18 protein-coding genes are annotated in these 16,494 nt (G+C 33.9%); 9 read left to right on the top strand and 9 right to left on the bottom strand.

The window, feature by feature from the left end:
- Window positions 1-47: 47 nt before the first annotated feature.
- Both JUJ52_RS06990 and JUJ52_RS06985 read right to left on the bottom strand, forming a co-directional pair.
- A complete protein-coding gene (locus JUJ52_RS06990; RefSeq protein WP_026683123.1) occupies window positions 48-1,379 on the bottom strand; it encodes an MATE family efflux transporter in 1,332 nt (443 codons plus the stop codon).
- 447 nt (window positions 1,380-1,826) lie between these two features.
- The gene (locus JUJ52_RS06985) at window positions 1,827-2,606 is read right to left on the bottom strand and encodes an alpha/beta fold hydrolase (protein ID WP_205388567.1); all 780 of its coding nucleotides are present in this window, start codon (window positions 2,604-2,606) and stop codon (window positions 1,827-1,829) included.
- Window positions 2,607-3,575: 969 nt separating this feature from the next.
- Between JUJ52_RS06985 and JUJ52_RS06980 the strand changes: the two genes are divergently transcribed.
- Window positions 3,576-3,827: an alpha/beta hydrolase family protein gene (locus tag JUJ52_RS06980; protein ID WP_205388566.1), complete on the top strand. Its 252-nt coding sequence runs from the start codon at window positions 3,576-3,578 to the stop codon at window positions 3,825-3,827.
- 197 nt (window positions 3,828-4,024) lie between these two features.
- Here JUJ52_RS06980 and JUJ52_RS06975 read toward each other — a convergent pair whose 3' ends face one another.
- Window positions 4,025-4,468: a cell wall hydrolase gene (locus tag JUJ52_RS06975; RefSeq protein ID WP_205388565.1), complete on the bottom strand. Its 444-nt coding sequence runs from the start codon at window positions 4,466-4,468 to the stop codon at window positions 4,025-4,027.
- A gap of 154 nt (window positions 4,469-4,622) precedes the next feature.
- Between JUJ52_RS06975 and JUJ52_RS06970 the strand changes: the two genes are divergently transcribed.
- The 3 genes from JUJ52_RS06970 (at window position 4,623) to JUJ52_RS06960 (ending at window position 6,920) form a co-directional block, all read left to right on the top strand.
- Window positions 4,623-5,084 (top strand): aminoacyl-tRNA deacylase, encoded by a 462-nt coding sequence (locus tag JUJ52_RS06970; RefSeq protein ID WP_026683126.1) that lies wholly within the window; start codon window positions 4,623-4,625, stop codon window positions 5,082-5,084.
- Between the two features lie 282 nt (window positions 5,085-5,366).
- Window positions 5,367-6,182: a lipid II flippase Amj family protein gene (locus tag JUJ52_RS06965; protein WP_026683127.1), complete on the top strand. Its 816-nt coding sequence runs from the start codon at window positions 5,367-5,369 to the stop codon at window positions 6,180-6,182.
- 465 nt (window positions 6,183-6,647) lie between these two features.
- Entirely contained in the window at window positions 6,648-6,920 is a 273-nt protein-coding gene (locus JUJ52_RS06960; RefSeq protein WP_026683128.1) for a hypothetical protein, read from the top strand.
- A gap of 779 nt (window positions 6,921-7,699) precedes the next feature.
- Here JUJ52_RS06960 and JUJ52_RS06955 read toward each other — a convergent pair.
- The gene (locus tag JUJ52_RS06955; RefSeq protein WP_026683129.1) at window positions 7,700-8,587 is read right to left on the bottom strand and encodes a LysR family transcriptional regulator; all 888 of its coding nucleotides are present in this window, start codon (window positions 8,585-8,587) and stop codon (window positions 7,700-7,702) included.
- A 115-nt stretch (window positions 8,588-8,702) separates the two neighbouring features.
- On the opposite strand from JUJ52_RS06955, the gene JUJ52_RS06950 reads away from it, so the two are divergent.
- Both JUJ52_RS06950 and JUJ52_RS06945 read left to right on the top strand, forming a co-directional pair.
- Complete coding sequence (locus JUJ52_RS06950; RefSeq protein ID WP_226983518.1) at window positions 8,703-9,584, top strand: sulfite exporter TauE/SafE family protein; 882 nt, start codon at window positions 8,703-8,705, stop codon at window positions 9,582-9,584.
- 416 nt (window positions 9,585-10,000) lie between these two features.
- Entirely contained in the window at window positions 10,001-10,759 is a 759-nt protein-coding gene (locus JUJ52_RS06945) for a class I SAM-dependent methyltransferase (RefSeq protein ID WP_121605157.1), read from the top strand.
- Between the two features lie 228 nt (window positions 10,760-10,987).
- On the opposite strand, the gene JUJ52_RS06940 is transcribed toward JUJ52_RS06945, so the two are convergent.
- From JUJ52_RS06940 to JUJ52_RS06920, 5 genes are all read right to left on the bottom strand, one after another.
- Window positions 10,988-11,845: an AraC family transcriptional regulator gene (locus JUJ52_RS06940; RefSeq protein WP_121605156.1), complete on the bottom strand. Its 858-nt coding sequence runs from the start codon at window positions 11,843-11,845 to the stop codon at window positions 10,988-10,990.
- A gap of 591 nt (window positions 11,846-12,436) precedes the next feature.
- The gene (locus JUJ52_RS06935; RefSeq protein WP_121605154.1) at window positions 12,437-12,670 is read right to left on the bottom strand and encodes a hypothetical protein; all 234 of its coding nucleotides are present in this window, start codon (window positions 12,668-12,670) and stop codon (window positions 12,437-12,439) included.
- A 235-nt stretch (window positions 12,671-12,905) separates the two neighbouring features.
- Window positions 12,906-13,157: a hypothetical protein gene (locus JUJ52_RS06930; protein WP_166530313.1), complete on the bottom strand. Its 252-nt coding sequence runs from the start codon at window positions 13,155-13,157 to the stop codon at window positions 12,906-12,908.
- Between the two features lie 534 nt (window positions 13,158-13,691).
- Window positions 13,692-14,099, bottom strand: coding sequence for a nuclear transport factor 2 family protein (locus tag JUJ52_RS06925; protein WP_166530312.1), 408 nt, complete (start codon window positions 14,097-14,099; stop codon window positions 13,692-13,694).
- The gene (locus tag JUJ52_RS06920; RefSeq protein ID WP_121605152.1) at window positions 14,092-14,574 is read right to left on the bottom strand and encodes a MarR family transcriptional regulator; all 483 of its coding nucleotides are present in this window, start codon (window positions 14,572-14,574) and stop codon (window positions 14,092-14,094) included. Before JUJ52_RS06920 ends, JUJ52_RS06925 begins: the two co-directional genes overlap by 8 nt.
- A 376-nt stretch (window positions 14,575-14,950) precedes the next feature.
- On the opposite strand from JUJ52_RS06920, the gene JUJ52_RS06915 reads away from it, so the two are divergent.
- The 3 genes from JUJ52_RS06915 (at window position 14,951) to JUJ52_RS06905 (ending at window position 16,470) form a co-directional block, all read left to right on the top strand.
- A complete protein-coding gene (locus JUJ52_RS06915) occupies window positions 14,951-15,304 on the top strand; it encodes a YxeA family protein (RefSeq protein WP_166530311.1) in 354 nt (117 codons plus the stop codon).
- A gap of 516 nt (window positions 15,305-15,820) precedes the next feature.
- Entirely contained in the window at window positions 15,821-16,177 is a 357-nt protein-coding gene (locus JUJ52_RS06910; protein WP_166530310.1) for a DMT family transporter, read from the top strand.
- The gene (locus JUJ52_RS06905) at window positions 16,159-16,470 is read left to right on the top strand and encodes a DMT family transporter (protein ID WP_026683141.1); all 312 of its coding nucleotides are present in this window, start codon (window positions 16,159-16,161) and stop codon (window positions 16,468-16,470) included. The genes JUJ52_RS06910 and JUJ52_RS06905 overlap by 19 nt, the downstream gene beginning before the upstream one ends.
- The last annotated feature ends 24 nt before the right edge of the window (window positions 16,471-16,494 follow it).

Below are 16,494 nucleotides of genomic sequence, written 5' to 3'. Positions count from 1 at the left end.
AAAAGGTGCCGAATTCTAGTTTGATCCGTCTATTTTAGATGTGCCTTTTACCGGTGCTTTAACACATGTTTTCTTGTGATAAAAAAGAGTAGCAATGCAACGAGCATTTCAGCAATTGGAAGTGCTAACCACACACCAGCAATACCAAAGAACTTTGGTAATAACCATAGTAAAACCAAGATAAAAACAAAGCTTCTTAACAAAATAATAATGATCGATGGGCGAATTTCTCCAATGGACTGAAAATAAGTCATGTAAACGAAATTAAATCCAAGGAAGATATAGCCTATGAAAAACAATCGAATGCCCTGCACAGCCAATTTACGTACCTCATCAGATTCGAGTCCGAAGAGTGATACGAGTAAAGGTGCAGCAAACAAGCCGATGAGAAGTAGGATTCCCCCCAGCGTGAACGATGCCTTCTCGCCAATCCTTACACTCTCTTTGATTCGCACTTTCTCTTTTGCTCCATGGTAAAAGCTAATTAATGGCTGTAGTGCTGACTCTATTCCAAAAAATGAAAGGAACATGAAGCCGTGCAAATAATTGACGACTGAAAAAGCAGCGACTCCTTCTGTGCCAAGCAAACCAACGACTGCTAAGTTATACCCAGCAACGAAGACAAGGGTTCCCGCTTCAGCTAGAAAGCTTGGGAAGCCGATCGAGAAGATGCTTCCAAGCATTTTCCATGACCACTGGAACGAAGGGCTTCTTAGATTCGAATGCTTTTTAAAGAAATGGAGCAATAGGACGAGTAAACCAGCGAAGCTTGCAAGGGCAGTTGCAAGCGCGGCGCCTAAGACTCCTAACTCCAAGACGAAAATCATATAGTAATTTAGCCCGATATTAATAATTGCAGTCGCACCAAGCGCAACCATCGACAAGGTTGGGCTGCCATCATTTCGGACAAAGATGCTGAGCAGCTGTTGTAAAGCAATTAGCCAACCAAGCAAGAACATAATCTTCAAATATTCGACGGTATGAGTAAGGGTATCTGTATTTGCGCCTAGCAGTTTTGCAATCGCCTCTACATTAACATAACCGAAAACGCCAACGATTAATAGCAGCAATAACGCACTGACAATAGCCAATGAAAATACACTTCTTGCTTTAGTCAACTGCTCGCCTCCGGTATAGATCGAATAAATGGTTCCCCCACCAATACCGATCCATAGTGCGATCGAGAATATTAACGAGAAAACTGGCATGGCAAGGTTGACACCAGCTAGCCCTTCAGCTCCGACCCCGTTACCTACAAATATTCCATCGATAAGGATATTTATCGACATCAGCATCATTCCTAATAATGAAGGAAAGAAATACTGAAAAAATACTTTCTTAACGGATTGTTGTTTCAAGTTTGCATGTGCTCCACTCATCTGTCATTCCTCCTACAACTACTTACAAAAGAAAGTATAAACCTTCAAGCTACTTGAAGGTCAATCTTTTATTGATGTTTTTTAAACCACAGGCTCTGCCTGTGTGAGAATTAAACTTGTAGAGTTGTAACAGAAAAATCTCCTTTCGATATAATAGAGTTGGCCGTCAAACCGACTCTATATATAGAAAGGAGATCTACTCATGTCGAGTGACAATAGTTTAGTAAGCTACACATGTTTTCAAACATAAAAAGTCCCCCGTAAAAAGGAGGAAAAAGAGAAGGTAAACATATAGAAGATAATTTAAAATCATCTTGTGTATTAGTTTACGTAATACGTTTATTGCATGTTTGTTATAAATTACTCACTTTTTCATATTTTTTTATAGCTGATCAACACTATTTACTATCCTCCACCTTTTATTCCTGAGGCAAATTTATTTAAAGCCTATGGTTTTAAAAATCTTGATAGTACTGGTAACAACATCTCAGGGTTAGGCATATGGTCCTGTCCTTCTAGTTGAAAATATGAGTTTGGAATCGCCTTGCTAAGTTGGTTGGCAGTATCATGTATAGAGGTAGGGCTTTCTTCGCCAACAATTATTTGTGTTGGTGTAGTTAGACGAGCAGCTCGTGTAACAGGTGGTAAATCCAAAGCTAATGTAGTATCGTAGGCAAGGGTAGGGGCAAGTGCTACCATCGTTTCCCATTGTGGTGATTGCTGCATACCCATAATCACTTCTTTAGGTGTACCGATCCCTTCCAAGAAAATACGGATTGCTTGGTCATGCTTACCACTATCAAGCAATCTATATAATCCCTGACTTAACGCTTTGAATTCTTCTTGGTTTGCCTCATCGTTTGAATAGGCAGGGTCATACATAACCAGCTTTTTTACTTTCTGGCCAAGTCGGATTGTAGCTTCTAGCGCAAGAATAGCTCCAGAAGAATGTCCGTATATATTAGCTCTACCTCCAGCTACGTCTATCATCGCTTCAATGTCTTCTAGTTCACGTTCCATTGCGTATGGCATTGTATTACCACTGTTACCCCGCCCACGTCTGTCATAATTGTAGACTGTAAATTCTTCTGCAAACACCTTGGCATCATGCAAGACTGGTGCAAATGAGCGGAAACAAGTGGCTCCTGTTATAAAAATTAGAGCAGGTCCTTTACCATAGGTATCATAAGCTAGCATTGTACCATCTTTTGATCGGGTTGTTTTCATGATTTATCCCCCTTTATTTAGTTGTTCTTTTAAGCGATTTTATTACCATTTTTCTTAATCCTGTCAACTATATCAAATTATTTTAAACGATACTTCTTCTCGATTGCTATATTATACCATTTATAAAGTGAAGCAGATTATTTATAACTAGCTTAACTAAATAAAGGCCACCCATGTTAACTGGGTGACGATTCTGAGGTCATTCTAAAGAACTATATAGAAAACAAACGAATTGCAACAAGCCATTTTATCTCTGGACGTACAGAAAACTGGCTTGTTGTCTAGTATCATATAGTCTTATTCTTATCTAATAAACTATGGATGGAATAAAAACACAGATTATTTAAACCATCCTTATTACGTTTGGTAATTCATCCGTAAGATATAACTTTAGGAATATATTAAAAATTAGTGGAATTTATACTATGAGACCTGTCCAATCATTTTCCTTTGTATGTTCATAAAATGAAATAAAAGAAAGGAGGATGGTTATGTGTTATTGTCATTCTTGTAATAAAAAACACCATCATCTTTGTGACTGGTGTAAAAAGAAGTTCCATTGTGATTGTTTCCATTGCAAAAAGAAAGAATGTTTTTATTATTTCCATGATGAAAGCCATGACTGCTGTGATCATTGTAGAAAGAAATTTGAAAAGAAATTTAAAAAGAAATGTCGCTTTTGTGACTCATATTATTAAATGTTGGAATTATTAAAACGGTCTAGCCCTCACCATGGTGGGGGCTTTTACTTGTTGCTAGTACTATATTTATATTGTATGTTTCTCCTAAGTTAAAGGTGCAAAAATATTTCTATTTTAGCTTTATAAAAGAAGAGAAAAGGAATTGTTAGGCTTTTCACAATGCATATAGTGCCTATTTGTTATGGCATAGAGGTTATTCCGTAGCTACAGTTCAAACGGAACATCGTATCAAAGCAGTTGCAACTGTTAGTGCAGTGGATTTCGGTGAATGGTACGTGGAGAAGATAGTGCTGAAAGGCAATTGCAAACACTTGAAGTCGTTGCGAAGCAGCGTACTGTAGAGACAAATGGAACAGAAGCTGACACACGCAGTTATAGTGAACAATTCTACGAATTATCAAATGGTCCAAAGGAATTGTTCTGGGTTGAAGGTGCAACACATGTTGCTTTGTATGATATCCCTGAATATGTAAATCAAGCTGTACCTAAGTTAACAGCGTTTTTTGGCAAGATTCTTTAAGAAATACGTTTAAAAAAGCAGCTTGGAATCATTAAAGCTGTTTTCCTGTACATTTTAGGAAAACAGCTTTTTCATAATGCGAAAGGTTGTGAGCCGTATGAGAAAGAACAGTATAGAAAGGAACGTTAAGAGGATATTACAAAGCTTCAATATTTTGTTTGATTATATTATGTTAAAAATTAGTTAGAAAATGTAACTTAGCCTCCGATATAAACACTTTCACAGCTTCCCGCTGCCGGTTCATAATAACAATGGTTTTTATATTGACCAGAAAAAGGTTGATCATACCATGTTGGAGGGCACGGTGCATATGGATTAAAATACCAAAGAGCATATTTCCCTGGATGTTCCCTCCAATAATCCAAATTCTTTTTTGCTAGTTTTTTTTCAACAGATCTTACCCTATTGTAAAAGAGATTTCCTTTTTGAACAGCTTCAAAAGAATAATTCCCTCCTTGTACTTGAAATATAACTTGTGAAATGGTTTTAACATCTCTAAAATCTAGACAATCTGCTTTAGCACGATTAACGATAACATTTCCAACATATAACATTCCTTGTTTTCCTTCACCTTCAGCCTCTGCTCTCATCATCCTTGCCATCAAGTCAACATCAGAACTTCGATAATTTACTCTTGCCATTTTTTCACCTCAGTTTATTGTATGAAAAAAACTACATTAAAATTATCATTTATAAAGATTAATGTTCCAGTATTTACTGTACCTTCGTAAAGAAACTAGACAATATAGCTAGTAATTAGTAAAATAACTTAACATGACAAGGGGGACTATTCGGATGAAATCAGGTCAAAAAATAAAACAGTATATTGATGATAATCATTTAGATGTAGAATATCTGGAAGTAAACGAGTCCTGTCACTCCGTTCGGGAAGCTGCAAATGCTGTAGGAGGTAGAATCTGCGAGTTTGTTAAGAATATTTGCATGATTAGTAAAGAAGGTCAATTAATTGTAGCAATTGTCAATGGTCAAGACAGAGCAAGTACATCAAGGGTAGGCAAGGCATTACATATAGATCGTCCACGTCTAGCGGATGAGGATGAGGTATTACGACAAACAGGTTATCCAATAGGAGGAGTTCCATCTTTTGGTTTTGCTGCAACCTTTTTAATCGATCCAAAAGTAACAGAATTAGAATATGTTTATACAGGTGGAGGCTCCATTAATTCATTAGTAAAGATAAACGTTAGAACGTTAATAGAAGTTAATAAGGGGATAATTGCAAGAATTCGAAAATAATATTTTATAAAGTGAAACCTCAATCAGTGGGGGGGGCTTACTGCCAGTTATATGTGGGATAAAATCATCATACGTTAAATTTCCCTTTAAATACGCTTTAAAAACAAGGATTTATGATTGTACCAATATTTGTGCTAAGATTAATTTTATGGTTAATAAATCTAGCCATAGTATGTTTTTCGTATCAATAAAGACATCGTGATATAAGATGTTATAATGCTATATTATAGAATTTTACTAGATGTAATAACCACCACTAGTGAATAAAAAGAAGGTATGGAGTTGGAATTTTTAACTGAAAAACTAATAGTTATAGCTTTATTTATCTTTATCATTCATTCTATTGAAACGCTCGCTTATGCTGTTAGGTTATCTGGGGCGAGAGTAAAGATGATTGCTTCAGCGTTATCTCTCTTTAATATAATGGTAATGGTTTCAAGATTAGCTAATATGATGCAGCAACCTTTTACAGGTAGTTTAATCGATACCGCACCAGTTCATAATGCTCAAGAATTTGTAGAAACACAATTTCGCATTCTCATAGGTGCGTCAACAATTGGGACAGTATTTGGAATCCTATTACTTCCTACTTTTATAGCACTCTTCTCAAGGGCAATCATTTACCTATCTGAAGAGAGAGGTTCTGTTCCATCTTTATTTAAGAGAATTGTTTCTTTAGAGTATATGAAGCGTGGATTAAAGCATGTTAGTTTACCAAGATTTACATACTTGAAAGGTACTACGCTCAAGGATATTCCAATTAGATTGTTTTTTGTAAATATGATAATAACCGCAATTTATACAATTGGCGTGCTATCTGCCTTATACGCAGCATTACTGGCTCCTGAGCGTTCGTCCACAGCAATTATGGCATCAGGTTTAATAAATGGGATTGCAACAATACTGCTAGTTATCTTCGTAGATCCAAAGGTTTCGATAGTAGCTGACGATGTAGTTAACCGGAGAGGAAGTTATCAAACACTTAAAAACATTTCCTTGCTGATGATTATCTCGAGGCTATTAGGAACGCTGCTTGCACAATTGTTGTTTATACCAGGGGCGAAATATATCGCTTGGTTTACTCATTTTATTGTTTAATGTTCGGTAAAAGCTACGTGCAATAGTTAGAAAAACACATTTTATGCTGAAGCTCTCACTATAATCAGTGAGGGCTTTCTATTGTTATTTGCGGCTATCATTCCATCAAAATGTAAAAGCGACGATAACTTCGTTACTATCTATTATTAAATCTGTTTCAGCAGTGGGGAGGGAATTGCAGTATTTGGTTTTGAAAAAATGTTTCTAGCAGCTACAGCTATTGCGTTAATCGGAAGCTTACTGCCAATCCGTTCAGTGACAAGTGTAAAGTAAACTAGATTTTACTTTATAAGAATTAGAATCGGAGTCTTTAAAAATATATGGTTCCATAAAAAGGTGGTATGTGTTTAATCAGAACCTGTACCACCGTTTCTCTTTACATTGTAGTTTGTTAGATTTGGTTATGTAATTTATTTTTGGGTAAAATTACGCAGGAATATATTCCCTTTTGTCGAATAGTAGAAGATGAGGGGAGGGAATATTATTAAGCAAATTAGCGAATTTATTATAAATGGTGATAGTTATTTTGGTGAAGGATATTATATTAAATACGATAATAGCTTACATATTACTGACTTTGATCATTCGATATTTAAAGTATTTAGCAGATTATTCAGAAGTATGGTAATAGTAACAGATTTGAAGTTAACTGGACCAGGCGGATTTGAAGTTAGTTTTAGCGGGAGCTACTTTATAGATGAAGTAGACTATGATGTAATAATATTAATTAAAAATTAATAGTCGTAGGGTCTAGGGCGAAACTAACATAGTTAACCCCAAAGCTGAACGATAAAAAAGCATAGTCAAAAAACGTGACTCCTTGAAAAAGAAGAACGCTTTTTCTGCGTGCGATGTATCGCTGCGAAATCTTCCTTATCCTTCGGAAACAGCTGAGCTGAAGATTCCGCAGAAAAACGGTCTTGCTTTCCAAAGGAACTGAAGCCATCGCTGAAAACGTATTATTTTAAAGGAGTGATGATAGAATCTATACATTGAACTGATTCTTCAAATGAAATTGTTCAGGTGATTATGTGATAAATACTTTAATCCGATTGTTAATAAGCTAGTAGAAAAATTTATTGAACCAACAGACGATTTTAATGCTAGAGTTTTATTCCATATATTGTTTAGTGTAACGATTTTATCTACTTTACTAACAGTGATCGGATCTTGGATTGGCATGAAAGAGATAAGTCTAGAACCGATTCAAAACTTCTTTTATGCCTGGCCCGAAATTTTTTCATAGCTTTTTGGATTGAAGTTTTGATTGCACAGCCGACGGCACGATTTGTTATGAAAAATTACACAAAATACAGAAAAATAAGGAGAAAAGCCTAAATGTGTAATACACTGACTTAAAGGTTTTAAGTGTAAACGAAAGATGATGATTAGAAACTCTAAACTTAGTGAAGTAATCTAATAGTTAGTTATAGTTAGGGGATGGACACCGTATTTTATTGGACGCATGCCCTTTCGTTTTGTCTTTTATTTGCTTGTTATTTTAGTAATTGAGTTTTTTAATAGTATTTTTTTACTAAATCAAGAAAATTTTTTATATTGGGGGATAATTCCTTATCTTCTTTCCGACTGCAAAGGTATACAGGTCGTTTAATATCAACGCCTTTAACTTTAACTCTCCCCACCTCTTTACGATTCAAGTGTTCTTGTATAGCGAGAGAGGGTGCTAGCATTACACCATATCCGGCTATAACTGAACGAATAGATTCATTTAAACCATGAAACTGCAAACCTACACGGGGAGGTGTAACACCGTGAACCCTACATAATGAAAAAAGAATTTCTCTTGTAGAGCTCCCTTCCTCTCTTAATAAAAATGGCTCTTGAACTAAATCGGATAGTAATATCTCTTTTCCATCGTATTTGTGACCTATCGGGACAATAAACCAAAAATCGATATCCACTAGGTGGTGGAGGTTTAAGTCGGATTGGTTCCAATCTTCGTTTACTACAAAAGCAATGTCTGCCTTATAGTGAAGTAATTGTTCAATTACTTCATTTGAATTACCACTATATAGTTCTACTTTTACTAGGGGTGAGTCTTTTTTTAGTTTAGCTAGCCATAAGGGTAATAAAAAATTAGCTGGTAAATAAGTTGATGCTATCCGTAAATTTTCTTGTTTTCCATTTTCTAATTGCCTCAGTTTATATTCAATGTCTTTTTCCATATCAAATAAACGTTCAGCGTGTTTAAATAAAAATTGCCCCTCTTTAGTCAGTTTTATTCCTCTTCCTTCTGCTTTAATTAACTTCAATCCTGTTTCTTTTTCTAAATTACGTATTTGAATGGTTACAGCAGGTTGACTAATAGAAAGAACTCTTGCAGCCTCGGTAACACTCCTTATAGATGCCACAGTAGTAAATATTCGAAGTGAGTGAAGATTCATTGATAAAACCCTTTCATAAAAAAATCTTATAAAAAAATTTAAAATATATATTAGATTTATCATTATATAATGTATACCATTTATATAAAGGGTAGTAAAGGGGGGGGGAGAAATATTGAATACACCAATCGGTGAAGAAGAATTCACACACCAGAGAAAACAAAAGAGGCATAGAAAAATATATGTCATTTCCTTCCTTACTGTTATGTCAATAATTGGCATTGGAACATGGATATGGGAAATAAAAGGAGGCAGCTATCATTTCTTCGTTTTAATTCTTATTGGATTAGGAGCCTCTTTTTTGGGGACTTTAGCGGGAGGAGCTGGTTTAATTACTATACCAGGTATGATGTTAACTGGTATTCCAATTCAAACGAGTATTGCTACGAACAAGTTCTCCTCTGGCATAGCTGCATTTTCAAGTGTATTTTATCTCATTCGTCATAAGGAGCTTTCAATAAGGTCTATAATGAGTAATTTATTAGTAGCATTTTTAGGAGGAATGGGTGGATCGTTATTAACTTCCCATATTCATGAAAAGACGATGAATATTGTAGCATTCTTATTACTTAATCTTGCATTAATAGTGACATTGATAAATAAGAAATGGACAGCTAATATCCAATTTAATCAACAGCCTCTTACATATAAGATGAATTTATATATTCCTTTGTTTGTGGCTGCCTATGATGGGGGATTTGGCCCAGGTTCTTCTACATTTAGTATTATTTATTATATGAAAAACAGCCATACTTATATGAAGGCTGTCCAAATGACGAGGGTTCTAATCCTAGGAAGTTGTGCAGGGGGATTTATTGTATTTTTTCAAACAGGATTTATCATATGGTCTTATGCAATTTCAATGGCTATTGGTTCTATTATTGGTTCGCAGATAGGTCTTCTACTTCTACCTAAAATCCCTCAAAAAATAGCTGAAAATCTTTTACTGATAATCATCTGCCTATTAATTATACAGATGATTTATAAATTAAAATAAATAGCACGTAATTATGCTCAATTCAAGACTAGATTAATCCAGGAATCTCCTTATATTTTAATATTCTTTGTTATAAACAAATTAATTATTTTGATTTCTTATATATTGCTTTATTGTAACAATTTATTTGCTTAGTCTTTAAGTTCGATTTATACGCATATTTAGGGTACAAGCACTAAATGATACTTGTTATATATTTGTTGGGATAACATGTCTGGTAAAGCTATTTCTATGTCGAATTATTTGAAAATATTTGTAATATCATCCATTAAAATATATACTTAGTTTATATTTTAATAGAAAGTGAGTGAAACATTATGAAAGTCTGCTCTTTTTACATAACCAATACTATAAAGGTGCGGAAGAGTTAATAAACCAAATAATATTCTTCCGCATAAAAAATCGGAGGAATTGAATTGTTTAGTTATTATGGTAAGTTAAGTACAGAGCTTTATGATTTCACTAAACCAGTTGGTCATTCCGTACAAGGTGATATTGAGTACTATTTTGAGAGACTAAAAGGTACAAAGGGACGGATACTAGAGGCGGCATCAGGATCAGGACGATTCTTAATTCCTTTGTTAGAAAAAGGTTATCATGCTGATGGTATTGATTATTCTAGCGAGATGTTAGCCTCTTGTCGTAAACGTTGTGACAAAAGAGGATTAAAGCCAAATTTATATGAAGCTAATATATGTGATTTTTCATTGCCTTTAAAATATGAGGTAATTGTGATTCCAACTGGTTCTTTTTGTTTAATAGAGAATATAAAAGATGCTAAAAATGCTTTAAAGTGTTTCTATAATCATCTTATCCCAAATGGACGCTTAATACTTGATCTATTAATACCAAGTGATTGGAATACAGGAGAAATTTTCACTTCAACTTTTTCTTTATCTAGTAATGAAGGTATCATATTGGAAAACAAATCAATTGAAATTGATTGGGTTGAACAATATACATTATCTCACTTAAGGTATGAAAAATGGAAAAAAGGTGAATTACAAGACACGGAATTACAGAAGTTTGTCATACGTTGGTATGGGGTGGAAGAATTCAAACTACTTTTGGAGAAAATAGGATTCTCTCAAGTAACATGTTCGGCAGAGTACAATTATCAAAAACCACCTTCGAAACAAACCAAATTAATTACTTTTGAAGCTGTAAAAAAATAATTCATACAAAGATAGTTCTAGTAGTTGAAGAACCCATTTTGGATATTATTCAAAATGGGTTCTTTTTGCTTAGGTTCTTTCATAAACAGAAGACTTCTACCTTAAACGTTGCTACTTATTTTCAGATAAATACCGCTATAGTGATGTTAGCAAACCGGGGAATTTTTTATTAGATACTTTCGTTAATCCTTCTATTAGATCCTATCCTCCTTATGGTAGAACTGTTACTCAATTTTTAGGTGGTTTAGCTAAGATAGGAACCCATAATTCGTGTCTTGGTTTATGCTTTGGTCCATAATAACACTCGATGCATGGCAGGTTAGCAAGTTCGTAGCCTGAATTGGGGACCCATTCTGTATATAACCTTTTCCAAGCATCTACGATGTTTGGAAAGACCACCCATAGACTTGCAGGAATTATCAACGTTTCCATCTCAGTGGGAGGCTCTTCATTATATCTTACTCCCATAAAATAATTAAACTTTTCCTCTGTTATAGCAGCTTCTTTTCCACAAATACCTAGAAGACCTTCTAATGTACATTTGGGATTTTCCCATGACATATCGATTAACTTTTTAGTAAAACCATTCTTTTTTGAGGCATTCCAGAGTGATGGTATTGTTTTAAACGCACGACTTGTTTTTATAGTATTACTCCTACCAACAATTCTCAAATCAAATTCTACATTTTCAATTCTATAATCCATTTCGGAATCTCCTTTAATCGTTATTTGAAAGGTGATTCTAGGATAGGCTTTTAATGGTATGCTCTTTTTTCTTATCGCTGAAGGTTTTACTCCATGCATTTTTTGAAATGCACGAGAAAAAGAATCAGCAGATGAATAACCATATTTCATTGCAATATCGATGATGCGACTCTCACTTTGTTGGATTTCAAATGCAGCGAGAGTTAAACGACGCCTTCTTATATATTCTGATAAGGGTATACCTGCTATAGATGAAAACATTCTAGAAAAATGATACTCAGAACAACAAGCGGCTTGTGCGATCTTTTTATAGTCTATATCTTGAACTAGGTTATCTTCAATGTAGTCTAGTGCATAATTCATTCTATCTAGCCATTCCACGTATTCTTTCCCCTTTCAATACTTACTATATAAAAAAAAGAATGTCTATATCCGACAATTGATGCACCGAAAAGTCGTCCTTTAAAGAAACTACTATTTAGCATCATCGAGCTACTTAATTTTAGCATAAAAATATGATTTAGTTTTACGAATAAAAGTGCAGAAATAAGATTAAAGTTTAATTGTATCAGCTTGAATACATGCTTTGTGGTCTAATCCTTTAAGTAGGGGGCATTTCTTTAAAAACAAACAGTAAATGGGGTACCACCAAGGAGAGATGATACGGATAATTAAAATTTATGCAAAATTAGAACAACCAGGCACTAATGACAGCAGTGTATATCTACACTTCTATGAATCCATAACTGACATTTTATTTTATAAGATACTGTCTCAAGAAGGTTCGCCCGAGTTGGTTAGATCCGAAAAAACATCCCGGATCACTAAAAAAGTAGTGCGGGATGTTGTCTATGTAACATTGAATTTATTATCTAAAGTGTACTTTAAACTTTCGAGACAGCCTATGCATTTTATTCAACTTTAAAATCTACGGGATTAATACAATAATTCAGAACATAAAAATGAATAGATTTAATTTTTTTTGAAATTATCTACCAATCCCCACACAAAAAAAACAATACCTAAAATTAAAGTAATTACAGTAGCAATCATTAAACCGTCTGGAATAAATAACATATGTTCTGCGAATACTTCATCGCTCCATTCTGTTGAACTTATAACCCCCATTGCGCCTGAAATATAACGTACTCCATAAAGAAAGGTAGCCATATATAGAAACGAAATTCCCACATTTATTTTGTTCATAATTTTTATTTCTCCCTTAGTAATATATACATTAAAACTTAACTACACGATATTGACGTTCAACCCATTTTTTCGCATAGACATATTTTGTAGCGTATTTTTGCTCTTGTTTCACCTTATAGGTTTTATATACATGTCTATATTCTAATCTGTATCTTCCGTAAGGATAAGAAGGAGATATATAACTGACGGTTCTGCTATAAGATTTTCCAATACTAAAACCAACAAATGAAGTTTACGCATTTTTAGTTACCGTCAAAGAACCAGAATACGTGTTCGAAACAGATTTAATATGGGAAGCAGTTAAAAAACCACCACTTATTGTGGAACCAGCAGCATATTTCCAACCACTGTAACTATGGCCAATATATGATTTACTTACAGCATACCATTTTTTGTCCTTGTGAACGATGGAACCTTGGTCAAAATTATCGACAAGTTTGTCTTCTTCACTTAGATTATAAAAGGGTACAGAATAATCGATCATTGCATCTGCAGGAATGGATTCTATGTAAAAATCTACAACCGTTTCTCCCGCGGCTAAACCGTCATGTAAAAAATCGTCGTTTGTTTCTGCATTAAACTCGTTTGAAAATTTAGATATTTAGTAATAACTATGACATATCTACAATACTTTCTTGCTTTTTAATATGGCATACATCCAATGAACGAGCTTATTAGCGCAAGCAAAGGTGAGAATTTATATAGAAGGTTATTACAAGCAAATGTAGATTCGCATTGTAAATGTTACGTTGGAGTAAATCATGTTTTTTTCAACTCACTGGTATCAGTCTAGCAGCTAGGAATACCATTCTTGATGTTGCAATCATTATTGCAACAAAATCTCAATTGCGAATATAGGATGCTGTTATTATGCTAGTTGATTATCGTTTTTGACATTCACTAAAACAGTATGATTTTAGCAAATGTATAATGATGAATTACGTTTACTTTAGTTTAGAAAAGCCCCGTCTCAATAATGGACGGGGCTTTTCTGAACGGTATGAAAAATAAATTAACGTTAATTAGTATTTATAGTTCCAATATTCTCAAGTTCTTTATTGTTGCTCAAAGGACAAGTCATTTCGTTACAACGTATGATTTTATTGTTAGCTAATTCAAAAATCGCTATTACTTCAACATCGCCCGTTTCTCCGTTTTTCTTATTTACATGAACAATATATCTGAGAGTTACTGTTTGTTTGGCTTCGTCAAACAGAAAATCATAAAAAGGAGAAACTGACATGGCTGCTACATGCTCTTTTAATGTGACGATATGATTTGTGAAATCAATCATATTTGTACGCACTCCATCGGTTACTTGAATGTATTGTTCACTAAAATATTCAGGAATTTGATTAATATTTAAGTTCACAATAATTTCCTGATAAACTTCCGTAAAAAATTGATATGCTTGTTTTTTATTCATCATCTTTTCCTCCTTGGATAATTTGACCAGACCAAGCGTCCAAAAATCTTATGATAACTTTTAATTCAGATTCAGAAAATTGATCAAGTAATTTAGAATACCGCTCTTTAGCTGTTTGATGTAGTTTGTCATGGATGATCGATAACTTGTGTCCTGAATCAGTTAAAGCGTAATAAATGGCTTTCTGATTAGATATTTTCTTCTCTGCAATGATCATATTTTTCTCAATTAAGGTGTGAATCGCTTTAGAAACAGCTGGTCTAGAAATCCCTAAGCTTTTTGCTAAAAATGCATTGTTAACCCGTGTTGGATTATTCTTAATCAAAGAGACAATATGCATTTGTGTTAAGGTCCATTTATTTCCATCGATTGAATCTTTGTAAGAAGTATAGTTAGAGCTCTTTAATTTTTTCTCACGTTGTACAATAAAATTTTCAATTGCAGCAATTGCTTTTTCTATCTCAGAAGTTTTCATGTGTACCTCCTTTATTTTTGTTAACCGGTTAACAACATTTTAACATGTATGAATGAAATGTCAATTTTTCCAATGAAGAGTACGCATGAGCAAAAGTGAAAGCTAAAATGAAAAGCAAAATACTGATAAATTGAAACTTCAATCAGTTGGGGTGTTACTGCCAGTTATATGCGGGATAAAATACCAACTATAACGGACAAGAGCTTACGTATATTGAACAGGAGGAAAGCATAAGCGTTCTATTTCGAGTGAATATTGACAGTAGATCATTCATTCTTACAATAATGTCATCAAGATGAAAGGTAATTCTATGGCTAGTAGCTATCTGATCTTTTAAGCTATGAATAAATATGATATTAAAAGTGGGGTGATGTAGATGAAGAATATGTTGAGGATACTATTCATTTTGCTAGCCATTATAGTTATAGCTCTGTTTGCCTTTACTGCGTTAGTAAAAAATGAAGTAGCAGATATGCTTAATCCTCTTATTCCTAAGACGAGTGTTTACGTAAAAATTGACGGTACTGCTAAAGAGATGGAAGGACCAAGATATGAATATACATTATCGGGGTATGAAAAATCTGGTGATGTACGAACTGTAACATTTTCGGCTAGTAAAAAACTACGGGAGGGAGCTTATATTCGCTTAACAACTAAACGTAGTTATGTAAAGGAATGGGAGGAAGTTCCATATGATACTATACCAGAAGATGCGAAAGAAAAACTGTGAGTTCCATTCTATTAAATATACACAGGTATGTTGATGGGAGCTAAGTAAGCTTGACAAGTAAATTTGATTGCTCACTAAAATGATCTAAAGACAAGTTACACAAATTGATCTATATGTAAAAAATAAAATGAAACTATCATCAGTGGGGATTCTGTTTATTCCCCACTGATTGTTAGTACCACAAGGGTATGACCTAATGGCCCTTATACCAATCGGACAATTACTGGCAGCCGATCCCTCACTTACTAATATTGGCTTTCCTTGAAGTGGGAATGTTACTACCTGTGATAATGCTGGATACGATAGGCAATGAAAATCAAAATACGATATTTGGTAGCGAATAGTAAAAACCGTAAATATCTTTCATTTACGGTTTTTTTGCGTATGATAGAATTCATGATGTAAATATCTTCATGTAATGCTTACTATTCCGACATTTTATTCGTTTATTGATATTCATTAAACCTATTGTTATATTGGAAGATGTATATATTTTTATATAAAGGGGGTAATTATTTGAGATTTTGGATAGGTTTAGGACTAGCTGTTATTTTTGAGGTAATCGGTGTAATTTTTTTAAATTATTCCTACGGACTAACCAAGCTTATCCCAACGATCATTGCGATTACTTTTTATTTATCCTCTATTTTATTATATATGTGGAATACTAGAGGAAAAGAAGTAGGAGTAGTTGGGGCATTGTTTGCTGGACTTGGGACGATTATAATCCTTTTAATAGGTTTTTTTGCATTTGATGAAAAAATTTCCACACTTAAATTAATAGGTATTATTTTGATCCTAATAGGTGTAGTTAACCTTAGTAAAAACCCTAAACAAAAAGGAGTGGTGCAGAAATGGGAATATCTCTCTTAATGATATCAACCATTTGTGCTGTTGTTGGCCATATATTTGTCAAAAAAACAGATGGCATGACAAAAATAAGGTACATATTGTCAGCATTAGTTTCGTTTATGGCAGCTATAACGCTATTATCCATTGCTATAAAATACATGAATATGGGTATAGCCTTTGCGATATGGTCAGGACTGTCTATTGTCTTTAATAATTTATTTAATATAATCGTATACAAAGAAGAATTTTCTTTTCGTAAATTAAGAGGTCTATTATTCATTATTGCAGGCGTTGTTATATTAGAAGCCTTTTGAATGAATAAGGTAAAACCAAAATAA

The sequence above is a fragment of the Virgibacillus sp. AGTR genome (assembly GCF_016919725.2).
Taxonomy (GTDB): Bacteria; Bacillota; Bacilli; order Bacillales; family Amphibacillaceae; genus Virgibacillus; species Virgibacillus salarius.
This window is presented reverse-complemented; position numbering and strand designations above follow the sequence as displayed.

Bases quoted from the DNA above. Each gene is read 5' to 3' on its own strand.
- JUJ52_RS06990 (WP_026683123.1), bottom strand. From the start codon at position 1,379: ATGAGTGGAGCACATGCAAACTTGAAACAACAATCCGTTAAGAAAGTA.
- JUJ52_RS06985 (WP_205388567.1), bottom strand. From the start codon at position 2,606: ATGAAAACAACCCGATCAAAAGATGGTACAATGCTAGCTTATGATACC.
- JUJ52_RS06980 (WP_205388566.1), top strand. From the start codon at position 3,576: ATGGTACGTGGAGAAGATAGTGCTGAAAGGCAATTGCAAACACTTGAA.
- JUJ52_RS06975 (WP_205388565.1), bottom strand. From the start codon at position 4,468: ATGGCAAGAGTAAATTATCGAAGTTCTGATGTTGACTTGATGGCAAGG.
- JUJ52_RS06970 (WP_026683126.1), top strand. From the start codon at position 4,623: ATGAAATCAGGTCAAAAAATAAAACAGTATATTGATGATAATCATTTA.
- JUJ52_RS06960 (WP_026683128.1), top strand. From the start codon at position 6,648: ATGAGGGGAGGGAATATTATTAAGCAAATTAGCGAATTTATTATAAAT.
- JUJ52_RS06955 (WP_026683129.1), bottom strand. From the start codon at position 8,587: ATGAATCTTCACTCACTTCGAATATTTACTACTGTGGCATCTATAAGG.
- JUJ52_RS06935 (WP_121605154.1), bottom strand. From the start codon at position 12,670: ATGAACAAAATAAATGTGGGAATTTCGTTTCTATATATGGCTACCTTT.
- JUJ52_RS06930 (WP_166530313.1), bottom strand. From the start codon at position 13,157: ATGATCGATTATTCTGTACCCTTTTATAATCTAAGTGAAGAAGACAAA.
- JUJ52_RS06925 (WP_166530312.1), bottom strand. From the start codon at position 14,099: ATGAATAAAAAACAAGCATATCAATTTTTTACGGAAGTTTATCAGGAA.
- JUJ52_RS06920 (WP_121605152.1), bottom strand. From the start codon at position 14,574: ATGAAAACTTCTGAGATAGAAAAAGCAATTGCTGCAATTGAAAATTTT.
- JUJ52_RS06915 (WP_166530311.1), top strand. From the start codon at position 14,951: ATGAAGAATATGTTGAGGATACTATTCATTTTGCTAGCCATTATAGTT.
- JUJ52_RS06905 (WP_026683141.1), top strand. From the start codon at position 16,159: ATGGGAATATCTCTCTTAATGATATCAACCATTTGTGCTGTTGTTGGC.